Consider the following 15,775-nt stretch of genomic DNA (forward strand, 5'->3'; position numbering starts at 1 on the left):
AACTGAACGAGGAATCCTTGCGTGCCATCCTAATTGGCAACTAACCGTCAGCTAGCATCGCGAGGTCTGCTGTTAAGCAATCCCATCGACTTGACGCACGACTTTGACGATTGTCCCGGTCATACTTACACAGCTCGGTTAGCTGCCATACATAAGCAGCTTGCGAGCATTGATCTAGGTGCCACTCAATCCGGCGGTCAAGCCGCCGTCGAGTATCAATATTTGTCCAGTGATGTAAGTGGCATCGACGCCACTGAAGGCAATCAGTTTGGCGCATTCAGCTGCGCTGCCCCAACGTTTGACGGGCACCTCCACAGCCTTCACCGCGGGCGATGCCCACGCATGAACTTCAGGAATATCGAGCAAAGCGGTTTGAACGCCCACACTGCGCACGTTCTGACGACCGTAGTTGCGAGCAATCGTGCGGATGACGCCCGTGATTGCACCACGCAAACTTGACATGTAGGCTTCTAAATCGCCGCCTGCATACATGACGGGCAAGGCACAATGATTGACAACCGCGCCCCCACCATGCTTGCTCATGTACTCGGCTGCGGCCAGGCTGCGTGCCAGGATCTGATCACAGTAACTCAATACGCTCGCTGGCGGATGTGATGGGTCGGGCATGCAGATGTTCACTACCAGGGTCAAGCCATCCAAGGCTGCGCTGGCTCGCTCGATTAACTCTTCTGGCGACAGCGAATCGTCAAGTACAGTTACCTGCTCGCCATAAGTTGCGTGGTCTCTGTCAGCAACTGCGCAGGCGATTCCGCGCCGGAAGAGTTCAGCGACGACTGCCTCGCTCAGGCTGCTGCCACCTAATATCAGTGCTCGATGTTCACTATCGGGCAATAATCGAAACTCGGCTTCTTCGTAAACCTGTGTTGTCATCGTAGTAGCTCTCTGCGGCCAGTGTGAAATCTATCCATACCGTAGGTCGTAGTGAAATCCCAAGCCAACTCGCTGGGCCGCCAGCTGTCGATCGCCGGGGAACTGTGTCATGCCTGTCGTTAAATCATGCAATAGCTGACTAACTAGACTCCTCGTTTTGGGTGTCGTTAAGGCCACGTAGCACTAGCGCGTTATTGCGGCCGATCTCGGACGAACCGATCACCAATGCGCCGGCGGGACGATCGACTGTCCGCAGTTGTCCACTGGTCAGGTTGGCACTAGTACGCTGTGCAGCTAGACGTATGCTGGCCGCCGCGACAGCCATCAATGCACTGGCCGACTCGAGGACACCAGTGTTCTTGGTAACGCATTCGACGGTGGCAGTCGGCCCCATGGCTTGACGCACAGCCTTGCATTCGCGGCTATCGTATGCAGTCACACCACAGCCATTGCCTACGACCAACTCGATGTCTTGAGCTTCGCACTTGGCAGTATCCAATGCATCGTTGATCGCTTGTTCCAGCCATTGGCCGCTGGTGTCAGCCTCCATCCATGAAATTTGGTCACCAGGCAAAGTCAGTGCCGGCGCATCGAAGGTCGAGGCGCATGAGGCAATACTGGCGATAGGAACTCCACCACGTCGAGCGGCTACCGATGCCCGCTCGATAACCAAAGCCACTGCCCCTTCCCCCACAATCATGCCCGAGTTACTGTCGCCATAAGGCCGCCACTGGCTGCTTGGTAAATGGTGCAAGATGCCGAGTGGTTCGAGCAGTCGCAGACCGATGGCCGATACTTCGTCGCCGGCCACCACCACCAAAGCATCCAGTTCTGGTGAACAACGCAATTGGTTGACTGCAGCCGTAAGCGCTCGCAGGCCAGTGGTCAAACCATCAGTAATCGTCGCTGTGTAGCCCTTGAGTCCAAACCAGTTGGCGAGTTGACTGGCGACCAGGAAGCGCCCCTTGCGCAGGAGTGCCTTGCTGACGGTCAGCGATCCCCAAGGTCCTTGTAAGGCTTGAAATAGTTTGTCGAGCGATTGACCGGAGGCTCGAGATATGCCAGTGACTACTCCGACGCGATCGCCAGAGTTTCGAAGTTCCAGATCAGCATCTTGCAGTGCCAGCTTGGTCGCAGCAGCCGCATACTGTGTCAGCAAATCCACGCCACGCAGTTTAAAACTCGACAATAGCTTGCGAGCCTCAAAGCCTCTGACGAGACCCGCCTGCGTTACTCGCGTATGACTTGCATCCAAGCGACTTAAATCGCTCCACTGACAAGTCTCTTCTAGCAGTCGCCCGGCCAATTCGCGTTGACCACAGCCCAACGATGTCACCAATCCAATTCCTGAAATCACGATCGGATCTTCGTCATCAACGAAGGTGCGATCTGCATAGTCCGGTGCTGGCTGTTTGCCACCGGCCAAAACTACGTTGGTGCCACCAAACGCAGCGGTCGTGGCCACAAAGTGATTGAAGGCTTGTAAGCGGGGTTGATTCGGCACGAAGTCATACTCGTAGGTTGCCAGTTGCTGGTCGTAGTTCAAGGTGGCTGGCATCAAGTCAGCTTGTTGACATGCCAGGCTGGTTACCAGTCCCATCGCAGGTCCTGCCCCGTTGCAGTGTCCCATGGTTGATTCCAACGATGAGATGACTGGCTTGTGCGTTCCGAAAGCCGTGCCAATAGCGGCAATCTCCGATGCGTCTTGACTGGCTCCAGCTGCGCCACTGGACTTAATCCAGTCGATATCATCTGGCCTGAGTCCACTATCGCTGAGTGCACCTTCCAATGCGCGCCGAATCCCATCGCCACTTGGATCAAACTGAATGGAATCGAAGGCATCATTGGTTACCGAGCAACCATGTAAGAACCCTAGAATGGGTGCTCCACGCGCCAGGGCCGTCTCGTAACGTTCGAGGGTTACGAAACCTGCACCCTCGCCCATCGACATGCCCTGCGAACGATTAAAGGGCGAACATGGCTGGGAATCGAGAATGCCCAGGAAATCAAAGCCAATGATGTTCAGCGGTAACAAGCCTTCTCCACCGCCAGCCAATACGAAATCCGCTTGACCTGTTTGCAACCAGCGTAGCGCCGCCCCAATCGCAATCCCACTACCAGCCGAAGCGGAAGAGACAGTGATCATCGGTCCATGGAAACCAAAATACCGGGCGAGTTCGTCGGTTTGGAAACAGGGTACGTTGTGTTGCAACAGCACTTTCGAAATGTGTCGTTCGATGTGCTCATGCTCGAGCGGATTGTGTTGAGTGGGTTGAAACTGCCCACTACCGCTAGCGCCGGTGGCCAATCCCAGGCGATGACCAGCCACCATCTCGAGATCGAGCTTTGAGTGGGATAGAGCTTCGCTGGCAGCGTGGGCTGCCAACAATGTTCCACGATCCCAACGTTCTACCAAGTTTGTTGAAAAACGTGCGTTGGGCAATTGATCAATTGTCCCAGCGAACTTGGTGGTCAGATTCGGTGCTTCGGGGCAAGTATACGGTTTTAAACCGCTACGTGCCTGGCGAAGACTTTCGACGACTTCGGCCACACTGGTGCCCACACTGCAGCAAATCCCCAGACCCGTTACAACAACTTGTTTATCCATCGCCCCTACCCAATCGATCAATTGAAGCGATCCAGGCAGACCGCCGCATGGCTGCCCTCTTCACCCGATGCAATCACCAGTGCAACTTCGCCTGCTTGTGGATGGCGATCGACTCCCAAGCCGTGCAGACCCGCGAGCGCCGCGGTGGCGTTCATCAGACTCGACGATGCTTCCGCATAGCCAGTTTGCGGCGTAACTGTGTGACGTGCGGCGGCACTCCCGAACATGGCTGACAAAACTTCGTGCTCGCGCCGATCTAGTGGACAGCGTCCACTGGATAGATGATAGCGCAAGGCAACATCGCTGCTGTTGATCTGTCCGCTGCCAAGAGCCGATTCGATCGCTCGTTGCAACCATTTACCTGAAGGCTCAACACCGCTGGGCAAATTCGCATCGCACGTCAGAGCATAAGAACGCACGCGACCCCAGATGCGCGCACCGCGAGCCGCGGCCGATGAGGCGCGTTCCAACACCCAAGCCACCGAACCTTCACCCAAGTTCATCGCAGGGCATGACTCTGCCCCCGTGCGATGCAACAACTTCAATCGTTCGAACAGTTGGAAATAAAGTGGAGCCAACTCGTCCGAGGCCACGACAATCACCGCGTCCTGCATCGGATTGCGCCGGAACAACTCCAGCGCATGCGTCAGTGCCTGCAGACCTGCGCTGCCTGCGCCGACCAGCGACGAGGTGATGCCGCGAATACCTAGCGAACTTGAAACCTGACCACCGACCGAACTCATAACCAGGTTAGGGAAATAAACCGCGCTGGCCGCCGACCAGTTGCCACCTTTGACACCGGTAAGGTACTTTTCGTAGCTGGTTGCCGCCCCACGAGCGACGCCTACCACCAAGCCAATCTGGCCGCCATCACCAGCCACAGGCCAGAGCTTGGCATCTTGCAGCGCCAGTGAACTGGCCACCGTGGCATAGGCCGCGACCTTATCGACGCGACGCAGATTGAGCGTGGGCATCAGCTTGCGGGCGTTAAAATCTCTGACCAGCCCAGCCAATAGATCATCTGGCAAATCAGCGTGAAGTGTTTTGGCGGGACTTAGTCCGCTTTCACCACGGGCTACACGCTCGGCAAAATCTTGAACGTTTAATCCCAAGGACGAGATGATTCCGATGCCTGAGACAACAATGTCTTCTTCAACGGCCGACATGCGCTTGCCATTGCCGTGTCCTACCTTGCCACCAACTATGACCGCGTTGGCACCTGCAAACGCAGCCGACTGCGCCATGAAGTAATCAATCTTGGCAGGTCTCGGTAGATTGGGCACGCAATCCAGTTCGCAACCCGGACGCACTTCAGTGAAGTTGGCAGTGGGTGGCAACCATTCATTCTGCATGCCGACGATCGAAGTAATCACGCCTAACACACTCGAGGCACCGAGCATGTGGCCAGTGAATGATTTGGTCGCACTTATAGGTGGAACTTTGCTGGCTTCGAGATCCGCATTGGCGTTGGCACCATCAAAGAAGCGTTTCAATCCAACTGTCTCAGCTGCATCGTTGGAACGCGTGCCGGTGCCGTGAACATTGATGTAGTGAACCGAATCAGGGCTGACCCCCGCATGCTGCAGCGCCATCGATATAGCGCGATTCATTCCTTCGCCTGCAGGTTCAGGTGCGGTGATATGATAAGCATCCCAACTCAGACCATAGCCGTACAGCTCTGCGTGAGCCTTGGCGCCTCGAGCCTGCGCGCGCTCGGCCGATTCGATAACGACAAAGCCTGCGCCGTCACCCAAACTCAGTCCAATTGGCTCGCTAAATGGAGCGCATGGTCCATCGGCCATCGCTCCCAGCGAGGCAAAGCCTGCGAAGGTCAACTTGGAAAAGCCATCGGCTCCCCCTGCCAACACCCAGTCGCACTTACCACTCCGCACCAGTTCAATGGCATAACCAATAGCGGCGCCGCTGGAACTGCACGCATTCGATAGCGTAATGGCGGGTCCGTGAATTCCCAGTTTGGAAGCCACCGCCGCTGTTTGGTGATAGTGAGCCGATGTCTCCAACAAGCGGCGTGGCATCGACTCCGCTTCAATATCGCTGCCGGTGTCGACAAAGCGATCTAGTTGCGAACGCCCTCCGTGGCTGGTGCCTAACACCAGAGCACAGCGAGTGGGATCCTCGGGAACTTCGACACCCGCATCGGTTAGGGCTTGAGCTGCGGCCAGGTAACCCATTTGAGCAGTGCGATCAAATCGATCTTGTTCCTCGGGACTAAAGTGATGACTGGGATCGTAGCCATCGACTAAGGCAGCCCAAACTTTGGTCCCGGGGATAATGTCATCATGTCCCTTGATACCGGTCTGACCACTGCACAGCGCAGCGGTCATCTCTTGGATGTTCTTGCCGATTGGGCACCAGACGCCCATCCCCGAGACAACAATTCGCAATGGTTCATTCATAGTAGTTTATCGCTTGATCTTGAATCGAATGGTGGTTGACTTATGCGTCGACGCGCTGCACGAGGATGGCATGGTTGTTGCCGTGTTCGGTGCTACCGCAAACCAACACGCGATTGAATTGACCGGTCAAGGGATTGCCCTGGACAACTGGAACTGGCCAATGGACATTCGCATCGATCGAAGTTATTGGATAGGCTTCGCCATGTTCGATACCCAATGTGGCCGCAGCCAGACTGAATAGGCCTGACGAGGCACCCGCGACGCCCAGATTGCCGCTCAGACAGCTGATCGGTGGCGTGCGCTGGCCGAACACCTCGGCCAGTCCCGCTAATTCGCGCTGGTCATAGCGTGGCATACCGCGACCGTGTCCGATGACCCAATCGATTGCCGACTTATCACAGCCGGCTTCTGCCAGGGCTGATTCAATCGCATGCGCGAAGTAGAGCGGACTTGGATCCAGGTCGCGATAGGCGAATGAATCGGCAGTGGCACCAACACCGCTGATACGTGCTAGAGGTTTAGCTCCACGTTTGCGAGCAATCGAAGCTCGCTCAAGTATCAGCGCAGCCCCGCCTTCACCTACGATGTAGCCGTTACCTGCTCCGTACGGTCGCAGCAAAGAAGGTTGACCATCCTCGTCGGCAGCCAACCAGCCGCGACGATTGAAGACGTCGTAGAACAACGTGCCGATTTCATCAGCAGACACAACGGCGATGGCATCCTGGTGTGGATCGTTGCGCAGCAGATCGTAAGCGTGCACTACGGCCGTCAATCCACTGGTGATACCGTCTACCACGGTGTTGTTAACGCCCCGCAGTTTGAATGCTTGCGAAACTTGACCACCTATAGTCGATAACACCATCGACGGAAAATACTTGGCGCTCATCTTCTCCAAACCATCTTTGATCAGACTGCTTTGGAAATCATCTTGCACGGTGATTGAGCCATAGGTCAGTCCCATCACCAACCCCATGCGATCTGGGTCGGCATTGCGCAAGTCGATCTTGCTATCTTGAAACGCCAGTCCAGTCGCTACCATCGCATAACGGGTCAGCATATCGGAACGCCGCACGTCCAGGGTGGGTGCCAACTTGCGTGCATTGAAACCATCGACCAAGGCTGCGTGTTTGGATTTAAACGGTGCGGTATCAAAGCGATCGATCGCACGTATGCCGCTCTTACCTTCGCGCAGTCCCTCGCGAAACGCTTCGCGACCGCAACCGATCGGTGAAACTACGCCAATACCGGTGATCCAAATCTCATCCAGTTCGCTGGGTGACTCGACCACACTGGTTCGCAATTGACCGGCGGATACGGCACAGTTCACACCACCGAAGGCGGCCGAGTTGGAGACGAAGGCTCGAATGGTGCCATCGCGCGGCTCATTGGGCACATAGTCCAACTCACATCCTGGACGGGCGACATCGAAGTTAATGGTCGGCGGTATGAAGCCTTCCTTCATCGCCAGCACCGAAACGATGAACTCGAGGACTCCAGCTGCGCCCAGCGTGTGCCCGAAGTAAGATTTCGTCGAGCTCATCGGCGGAATCTTCTTGCCTTCGTACAGTGCAGAAACAGCTTGCGTTTCCGAAGTGTCGTTGTCGCGAGTGCCAGTACCGTGGGCATTGATGTAATCGACTTCCTCTGGCTGCAGTCCCGCCCGGTCCAAGCAACGCACCAAGGCCCGCTTTAGTCCTTCGCCAGCCGGATGCGGTGAGGTGACGTGGTGCGCATCACCGGACAAACCGTAGCCCAAGAACTCGCCATAGATGTGGGCATCACGCGCTCGGGCGCGAGCCAACGATTCCAGCACAACAAAGCCTGCACCCTCGCCGAAGCTGACTCCGATGCCTTCACTAAAGGGGGAAATGGGCATCGGGGCCATCGCACCGAGCGCGTAAAAACCTGCATAAGTGAATACCGAAAATGCATCTGCACCACCAACTAGTACGTAGTCAGCTCTGCCTGTACGAATCCATTCATAAGCAAATGCCAAGGCCGTGCCACTGGAGGCGCAGGCCGTCGATACGGTGCTACGTGGACCGTGCAATCCTAGCGCATGGCCAATAGCATCGGATTGAACGTAGATGGCCGTGTCGGGGAATGCATATAGGTTGATGTCAAATGGATTGACCTTCTTTTGCGGCGGGTCACCCTGGCCGCCGGCACAAATGCCCGTGACCAAGGCTAATCTCTCTGAATGCACGGTGTCAGCGGGTAACTTCGAATCTTCCAGCGCACGTTTGGCAGCTAGAATTCCGAACTGCGCGGTGCGATCCAGACCTTCCGCCTCAGCCGGGCTGAAGTACTTCAGCGGATCATAGTTGGGAATCTCAGCAGCATGCTTGATCGATAGTTCATCGGTCTTGAAGGCCTCAATCTGTCGGACTGCACCGCGACAGTTCTTCAAATTGGCTATCACTTCCTCTAGCGTCGTACCAATCGGACAGAAGATTCCCATGCCCGAAATAACCACGCGGTCGTTCACCTTACTCATATCGGCTTCCCTCTTGTAAAGCTGCTCGGAGATCCTGTCCCAACCGCATTGTAAAAGTCTGATCACGACTGGTAATAGTTATTGCTTCTGAGCTGATGGACTTCAGCTGGCCATCAAACTCATCAATCGATACTGGTTTACCTTCGACTAGTAATAACTCGTCATTGTTCAGAGAATCGTAGAACCAGGCTTGTGACACACCATCGCGCTGGACCACACCGACAAACCGCACCTTGCTTAAGTGATCAATGACGGGGGCGACGATAACTGGACTGGCAACAACGGGCTTGGGTGGTTCATAGCGGCGAAAGGGATTGTGTTTGCTCAGCGTCGCCGCCAACCCGTCTTCTCGCTCCAATTGCTCAGGGGAAACGGCCAGCGCCAGATCGGCAGGTGCATCCGGCAAGCTGAGCGTTTCAATCGATAGCGATACGCGTCCATCGCGTCCGGTCGATGAGATATCGGTTAACTGCAAACGCGTCATGCCGTGCAGTAAGTTGTAGGTTTCAAATTCATCTACCAAGGCACCAATCGATTCAATCGCTGCTCGCCCTTGCAGCGAGAGCGTGAGTCGATCCCCTAATCCAGTTTCGCTAACCGGGGTTGTGCTGTCGATTTTGATATCTTGCCAACCATGTTTCGCGGCCAATTCGTGTAACCAAGAGTAATAGCGCGTGCCCGCCACCGTGCTATCAGCCGGCAAGCTCTCGGCTTGATTGCGCAAATGTTGAATGGTCAATTGGCGATTGGTTTCAATTTCGTGTTCCAACTCGCTAATTTGCATTTGTAAGCGACCGATGCGCGCATACTGCAAGCTCCAGAGACCCTGGCTGGCCTTGACCAGGCGATAACCCACAAACAGGGTCAAGCAGCACAGCAGTCCAATCGCCAGCCGCTGCTCTTGCGGAGTCCGGAACCAACTGTTGATTCGATTGAGATTAGTTTTCAACATATGGCTCACCTCCTGACAGAACTACGGTGATGGCAAATTCGGCGTTGTAGCGATTGTCGCCTGGCTTAGCTTCTAAACGTTTCAACTGCGTCTTGCTGTACTGTGGGTTATTGATCAATTCGTTAACCAGGTTGTTGACGCACTGCGAGTTCTTGGCCAGTCCCTCGACGTTCAATTCGCTGGCACCATCTCCGGTTTGAATCACTTCGACGCGCGACAACATCAAATTTTCGGAGCCGGGCAAAGCTGCTATGTATTGGCTGAGTAAGCGACTGTAGTCGAGTTGCTTGTTTTGCCACTTGGCAACCAGAGCCACTTGTTCCCAGCGAGGTTGCTCTTTGGCAATCTGCTGCTCGAGCTCCCGTTGCTGTCGCTGCAGCGCGCTAATCTGGCCGTCCAAGCGAGCCGTGTTGATCCGCGCGAGCATCCAGCCCAACAGCACCATGGCCGCGATGGCTGCAGCAACTTTTACTCGCTGCTTAGACGCGACGCGTCGATGATCAATCGGTTTGCGCGGGACAGCAAAGTTGATTCGACACTGCGCATCGGCTAGAGCTGACAGGAGGGACTCAGCTTTCATCTCTTCTTCGCGCTGGACATAGCGATAGGAGACTTTGATTAGCAATTCGCGCCGGAGTTGATCTACCCATGCAGGTTGAACGACGGCAGTTAGAGGATCACTGCCAGTGGCAGGCGTTTGCAGAAAGCGAATGCTCGACAACGGGCGATCCAAAACCGAAGGCGGGACGGAAGCCAACACACGCCGGAGCGTACTGATGACTTCACCGGGCATGCTGGTCTCGACCGGTGCCTTGGCCGCATAACACAGGATAGGCATACTGCGCGAGCGAATGGTGAATTCAATTTTGGCGGGACTGAGCAAGATGATCGCTTCGGCATCCACCACCGCGGTGACTTCGCTGCGGGCCATGGCCAGTTCGGGTACCACGATCGCGTTGCATTCCAAGTCGACCGCCGCCATACATCCTTTGATGCGCTCGACTTGTGGCCGTGGAATCGCAGCCACCAGAACCGCGCGCTCGGTCTGCCCCGCAGTCATCGGCTGCGCTACAAAGTCGATCACCAAATCGGCGATGGCTACGGGGAAAATCGCCTCGCACTGCAAATGCACCGCTTCGGCTAGTCGGTCATCGCTAACGGACGGCATGGTCAACAACTTGAAAGCCACATAGCGACGCGGCGCGCAGACAATGGCTTGTCGAGCAGTCAATCGTTCACGCTTGATCAGTTGACTTAGCCAGGCGGTGGCCGCCACTTGGCCTTGCGGATCATCTGTATTGATAGCTTGTTTAAAGGTGCGTCCGACTTTCGTTGTCGCACCATCGCGCGTAACTTCGGTTACCGATAGCCAGGCACCGGTCCAATCAACCATCAGGAAGGCACTGTGTGATGATGATTGCACGCGAGAGCGACGATCTGACCAGTCCGTTCTCATGGTACTAGTCCTTTCAATTTTTTCAGACTCAGAGGCAGCGAATCCTGCATGGAGACGATGCAATTTCGATCAGGGGATGTATCGATAACGAAGTGTCGTGCGACTCCGGTTGCCTGCCCATCGGTCCAGCCGACACTCGAGCCGCGCCAGACTTCGCCCCCTACGGTCAAGTACGGTGCAAACTCGCGCAACTGCTCAAGGGTCATCAGACCTTCACTTACCAACCAACCGATGCTGCGTGCATGGAGGTGATAGCGACTGCGTGAGACGATGGCCGACGCCTTATTAGCGTCCAGATTAGGGATGGTTTTCAGTACTTCAACTGGAGCGAAGGCGACGTTGATACGTGAGAGGTTTTGTGGGCCAGGTTGTGTCGTACATGCGCGCTCGAGTTGCTCAAGGGCAGCATCCAACTGCGACGTCTCCCAAGGACTCTTCAGGAGTGTCTGCTGACCATCGCGCAGGGTGAGGACTTCTTGGTCGATCAGGTCCACCAGCGACTTGAACGTAAACGCGGGCTCCGCGCTGAGATCCAAACCATCACGCACCTGCGCAGACTTGCCAGCTTGATTGCGACTAGGACGATCAAGTTGATTCTTCAAGCGTTCTGGGGCTGAACGCACACGTTCGTCGGTTTCTGTTTGAACGGAATCTCGTTGAACAACGCCTTGCTGGCGAGGCCCATCCAATCGCATGGCCACTACAAACCGCGTAGCCTCTTGCCCCAGCAACGGCAGCAGGGCATCGTACAGTTTTACCAGGTCGCGCTCGTTGATATTGACTTTGAATTGTTGAGGTGCTCGGAAATTAGATTCGTGGGCGAGTACCGTCAGATAGGCACTCCAGCCGCGATCGAGCATTCCATCAGAGTTATCGACTGGCCATGAAACGCTACCGTCATTTTCATTGTCGTCCAGCCAGCCGTTGCCATTGGTGTCTTCGCCAAAGAGTAGCTCCGGCGTGACACCGCGAATCAGTAGCAGCTCCGACAAATCTTTGAGTGGCCGCTGAGTCGGTAGACGCGTTGCATGTTGTGCGCTGTACCAGGCAGCCTCCGCTCCCAGTGGCCGTGGTTGGCCATCGGCATCGATCCAGTCCATGATGGCATCCGCGATTTGCGGAGTCATGCGCGGTAATTGCGTCAAGCGTTGCCGGACTTGTGGAATCTCGCCAGTACTAGTGGGCAGCCCGTTCAGGTTCAATTTGCCGGATTCATTGGCCAGGCCATAATTGCCAGTGATTGACTGATCTAGTGCTTGCCAGTTTTTGAGGATCACAAAGTGGGCCGAGGCAGAGTCGATGCTCTGTTTGCCCTCAAACTTTTCTGCACGGGCAAACGTTTTTTGCGAAGAGCGCGAAAGCGCAAGCGCATACTCCACTCCCGAGTCCGCTGCGCTGCCGGCCACCAGTTGCGCTGCCAGTGAATGGGTGACGCGGTATTCGGCCAACATCTGCTCGGCGAAAATTGACACCGCCAGTGAGAGTGTGGCCACCAGGACCAACACCATCGGCAACAAGAAACCGCGACGTCGTGAAGCTTGATTTCGGCCCATCATAGTCAGCGCATCTCCTCGGGCTGCTTCGTCGATGACGAAGAAGTCGACAGAGCAATTGTCCACTGACGTACGCGTGAATCGTCGGAAACCAGCGTCAGCTCAACGGCGCGCGGCAAGGCGTGCTGCTGGGCAGAATTCCAGCTCAAGCGCCATTGCCCACCATCGAAGTAGCGAAATTGCACGCCCTGCGCATGTGCGATCAGAGTGCGATTTGCAGTGCTGGATGATGATGATGGATTTAGCTCAACCCGCCACAATCCTCCACGGGGCAAATCGACCAGACGCGTGGTTAGCGTGCGACCGTGATCGTCATGTGTTGGAACAACGGTAGAGTTGGCACCACCGAGTGTCCAGACTACTTGTTGGCCGCTGCGAGGTCCTGGCCAGTCACCCTCGATCATGCGCGGATTGACTGAGTTGGGCAGAATCAATAACCAATCGCGCTCGCCCGCCAAAACAATCGGCTCTGCATAAGCAGCCAGATCCTTCAGCTGCAACTCCTGAGTGAACTTAGCGATCTTGGCATCCATTTCATCCTGCGGTTGCTCGCAGTGCGCAGGCAAGTTCCAGGCAGGATCTGCAGCGACCGAACGCAAATCAAATCGCAAGTCTTGCAAGACACCCAAGAGGCGCTCGCTAGCCAGGATCTGATCGTTTCCGGTGATGTGATAACGCGCGGTCGATTCGACCAGGCTGAAGACAACAATCAGGAGAAAGCTGCTCAAGCCCAGAGCCAATATAGTTTCTAGCAGCGTAAACGCTGTGTGCGATCGATACTTGCTCATGGCTGGCCTCCTGCCGTTGATGCAGACGCCATCCAGCGTGTCAGCCTGGCCAGAGGATTGCCATGTAGTGCGTTACTGCGATAGATCTCAACTGTTATCGACTGCAACTCGGGTGTTGGGGTAGCCTCGACGACAATCCGTCGCGACCAGGTCGGATCAGAGGCTAGTGGCGCAATGGAACGCAGACCGCTGAGCTTGGAGTCTTGCGCGTCTGTCGCACCGCAAACCAGTGAATCCATTTCGGTTTGACAAATCAACGCGGCCTCGGCTTCCAGTTGAGCGCCCAGCGCCGCGCGCACGCCCGCTGATTGCAACTGAGCCAGCGCCGTTAGGGCCATTCCGAGCAGCGCGGTAGCCAGCAAAACTTCCAGCAATGTCAATCCACGGCGCGATTTATTCCGTGTGCTCGTAACCTTGGAGCTCATCATGGCATGTCCTCCAAAGTGACATTGCCCGTCAATCGCTCGATGGTCAGCAACATCGAGCCGTGATGGGCTCGTACTTCGACTTGACATGGGCTCGCCGAGCCGTCTGGATGAAAGACAACTTCGGTGGGAGGCTTGGGTTGGCGAGCAATCGAATGCAACGTAATACCGTGTCCAAGTAGAACCTGAGTCTTCGACGACGGCTGATGCAGCTCATATCGCCAGTAACTAGTTCCATCATCATTGAAGCCAACACACATTGAAGTCGCTTGATCGATGGCGAATTGACGCGTATTTCGCAACTGATTTGCAAATTCCGCCGCCTGTGCGCGCAACTGCATATGCTGTTGCCTGCCAAATAGATTTGGCAGCACCATGCACGCAGCACTAGCCAACACGGCTAGTACCAGCAGCAGTTCAATAAGTGTCAGTGCGGCGCGACGGTTCATGAGTCGTAGGACTGGCGGTTGTTAGTTCGTGGCACTTATCCAATTGCCGATGTCGTCATCGGTACCGAACATTTTGTCCGGACCTGCCGAGGAGATATCGAAACCTGTTTTGTTATGTCGACCTGGGAACTCGTATTTCAGTTCCGTTCCCCACGCATCCAATGGTTGACGTTCCAGGTACGGTCCACGCCAGCGGCGATCTTGGGCTGACTTGGCTTGCATGAGCGCCGGCCAGCCTTCGTTGGTCGAGGGAAACTCGCCCAGATGATCGACGGCATACATCTTGAGCGCTTGTTCGGCACCGCGAACGCTAACTTGGGTGGCATCGATGTTGGCATACTTTTGTCGTCCCAATAGTTCGGGAACAACCATGGCCATCAGCACACCCAGGATGGCCAAGACCAATAACAACTCCATCAAGGTGAAGCCCATACGCCGATCATCGCGGCGCGGGTGGGTGCGATTATTTTTGTGCATAACGGATCACCTGGTCCTTTTCTTGGGCAAGTTGATTCATCAATTGTTCAGTTAAAGCGTCCGCTCGATAGGAACACGGGCATGAGCAGGGCCAACATCATGAAACCAATAACAGCTGCCATCACGACCATCAGCGCCGGCTCGATAAGTTTGGCGAGTATGCCGAGTTGGTTTTGAGTTCGCTGGTCGAGTTGATCGGCCAGTTTGATCAGTACCGTATCGAGACGATTGGCCTTTTCACCAATTCGCAATACTTCCACGATTTCGCGCGGAAAATAATCTGAGCCTGATAGGTTGTCAGCCAAGGTGCCGCCAGCTGCGACGCGCTTCGCGGCCCGATCGACGACCAGTTGCAAGGCGCGATTGCCGGTTGTACCGTGCGCAATACGCAGTGAATCAAGCATCGGTACACCATTGCCAAGCAGCGTGCCCAACACTCGGCAGTACACCGATAGGGCTGCGCCGGTAAAGATGGGACCGAAGAGTCTCAACTTTAGTTTCCAGCCATCGATTTTCAGCTTTCCTGAATCCGAAGACGCCCACAGAGCAATCGCCCCACCCACGCCCGTCAGAGCAACACTCATCATCAACCAGTAGTTGCGCATCAACCCGCTAATGGCAAGCAATGTACTGGTGCTCCACGGCAATTGGCCACTGGTGCGCAAGCGATCGAACAGTGGCTCGAACTTGGGCACAAAAAACATCATCATGCCCGCGACCACCACAGCACCAACGAGTAGGAGGAAGCTCGGATAGGCAATGGCGCCCAACAGGCTGCCGCGTAAGGCAGACCGACGTTGATGCAAGGCAGCCAGGCGTCTCAACGACTCCTCCAAGAAGCCACCCTCTTCGCCTGCGCGAATCATATTGCAGGTAAGCTCATCGAAGACATTGGCGTAGGCACTCAAAGCCTTCGACAATGTGTCACCATCAGCCACGCGCCGCGTAATCTCGGTCAGCATGCCAGCCAGAGCGTGATCAGTGGATTGCCCAGCCACCAACTCCAGGGACTTCATCAGAGGCATGCCTGACTCGAGCAAGTCAGACAACATTTGATATAGCGATGCCAAACGCGAAGCTGAAACCCGCACGCGGTTGGCCCGCGCTATCGATTGTTCGACTAGATTCAGCGGTAGCAATCGCAACTCGTTCAGCTGACGCACCGCATCGCGCTGCGTGGTTGATTGCAGCACGCCGCGAACTAATTGTCCGGCGCTGTTCTGAGCTTCATAGGCGAATTGTGGCATAGTCGATGACTCCTC

The 15,775-nt window shown here is 55.6% G+C and carries 12 protein-coding genes; all 12 read right to left on the reverse strand.

Annotated elements, in window-relative coordinates:
• Window positions 1–174 precede the first annotated feature (174 nt).
• On the reverse strand, window positions 175–891 hold the full coding sequence (locus tag SH573x_RS23370) for an SDR family oxidoreductase (RefSeq protein ID WP_479350290.1): 717 nt from the start codon (window positions 889–891) through the stop codon (window positions 175–177).
• Window positions 892–1,030: 139 nt separating this feature from the next.
• A complete protein-coding gene (locus tag SH573x_RS23375) occupies window positions 1,031–3,499 on the reverse strand; it encodes a beta-ketoacyl synthase N-terminal-like domain-containing protein (RefSeq protein WP_479350292.1) in 2,469 nt (822 codons plus the stop codon).
• A 17-nt stretch (window positions 3,500–3,516) separates the two neighbouring features.
• Window positions 3,517–5,916 carry a beta-ketoacyl synthase N-terminal-like domain-containing protein gene (locus tag SH573x_RS23380; RefSeq protein ID WP_479350293.1) on the reverse strand — a complete coding sequence of 800 codons (2,400 nt, stop codon included), beginning with the start codon at window positions 5,914–5,916 and terminating at the stop codon, window positions 3,517–3,519.
• Window positions 5,917–5,956: 40 nt separating this feature from the next.
• Window positions 5,957–8,413, reverse strand: coding sequence for a beta-ketoacyl-[acyl-carrier-protein] synthase family protein (locus tag SH573x_RS23385; protein ID WP_479350294.1), 2,457 nt, complete (start codon window positions 8,411–8,413; stop codon window positions 5,957–5,959).
• A complete protein-coding gene (locus SH573x_RS23390) occupies window positions 8,406–9,365 on the reverse strand; it encodes a hypothetical protein (RefSeq protein ID WP_479350295.1) in 960 nt (319 codons plus the stop codon). The genes SH573x_RS23385 and SH573x_RS23390 overlap by 8 nt, the downstream gene beginning before the upstream one ends.
• A complete protein-coding gene (locus SH573x_RS23395) occupies window positions 9,352–10,821 on the reverse strand; it encodes a PilN domain-containing protein (protein ID WP_479350296.1) in 1,470 nt (489 codons plus the stop codon). The genes SH573x_RS23390 and SH573x_RS23395 overlap by 14 nt, the downstream gene beginning before the upstream one ends.
• Window positions 10,818–12,377, reverse strand: coding sequence for a type II secretion system minor pseudopilin (locus tag SH573x_RS23400; protein WP_479350298.1), 1,560 nt, complete (start codon window positions 12,375–12,377; stop codon window positions 10,818–10,820). The genes SH573x_RS23395 and SH573x_RS23400 overlap by 4 nt, the downstream gene beginning before the upstream one ends.
• A gap of 2 nt (window positions 12,378–12,379) precedes the next feature.
• Window positions 12,380–13,162, reverse strand: a complete 783-nt coding sequence (locus tag SH573x_RS23405; protein ID WP_479350299.1) for a type II secretion system protein GspJ — start codon at window positions 13,160–13,162, stop codon at window positions 12,380–12,382.
• The gene (locus SH573x_RS23410) at window positions 13,159–13,590 is read right to left on the reverse strand and encodes a type IV pilus modification PilV family protein (RefSeq protein WP_479350301.1); all 432 of its coding nucleotides are present in this window, start codon (window positions 13,588–13,590) and stop codon (window positions 13,159–13,161) included. The genes SH573x_RS23405 and SH573x_RS23410 overlap by 4 nt, the downstream gene beginning before the upstream one ends.
• On the reverse strand, window positions 13,587–14,036 hold the full coding sequence (locus tag SH573x_RS23415) for a prepilin-type N-terminal cleavage/methylation domain-containing protein (protein ID WP_479350302.1): 450 nt from the start codon (window positions 14,034–14,036) through the stop codon (window positions 13,587–13,589). The genes SH573x_RS23410 and SH573x_RS23415 overlap by 4 nt, the downstream gene beginning before the upstream one ends.
• Window positions 14,037–14,057: 21 nt before the next feature.
• Window positions 14,058–14,513 carry a type II secretion system major pseudopilin GspG gene (gene gspG, locus SH573x_RS23420; protein ID WP_479350304.1) on the reverse strand — a complete coding sequence of 152 codons (456 nt, stop codon included), beginning with the start codon at window positions 14,511–14,513 and terminating at the stop codon, window positions 14,058–14,060.
• A 47-nt stretch (window positions 14,514–14,560) separates the two neighbouring features.
• Entirely contained in the window at window positions 14,561–15,760 is a 1,200-nt protein-coding gene (locus tag SH573x_RS23425) for a type II secretion system F family protein (RefSeq protein WP_479350306.1), read from the reverse strand.
• Window positions 15,761–15,775: the final 15 nt, after the last annotated feature.

Source organism: Rania fehmarnensis (genome assembly GCF_056494185.1).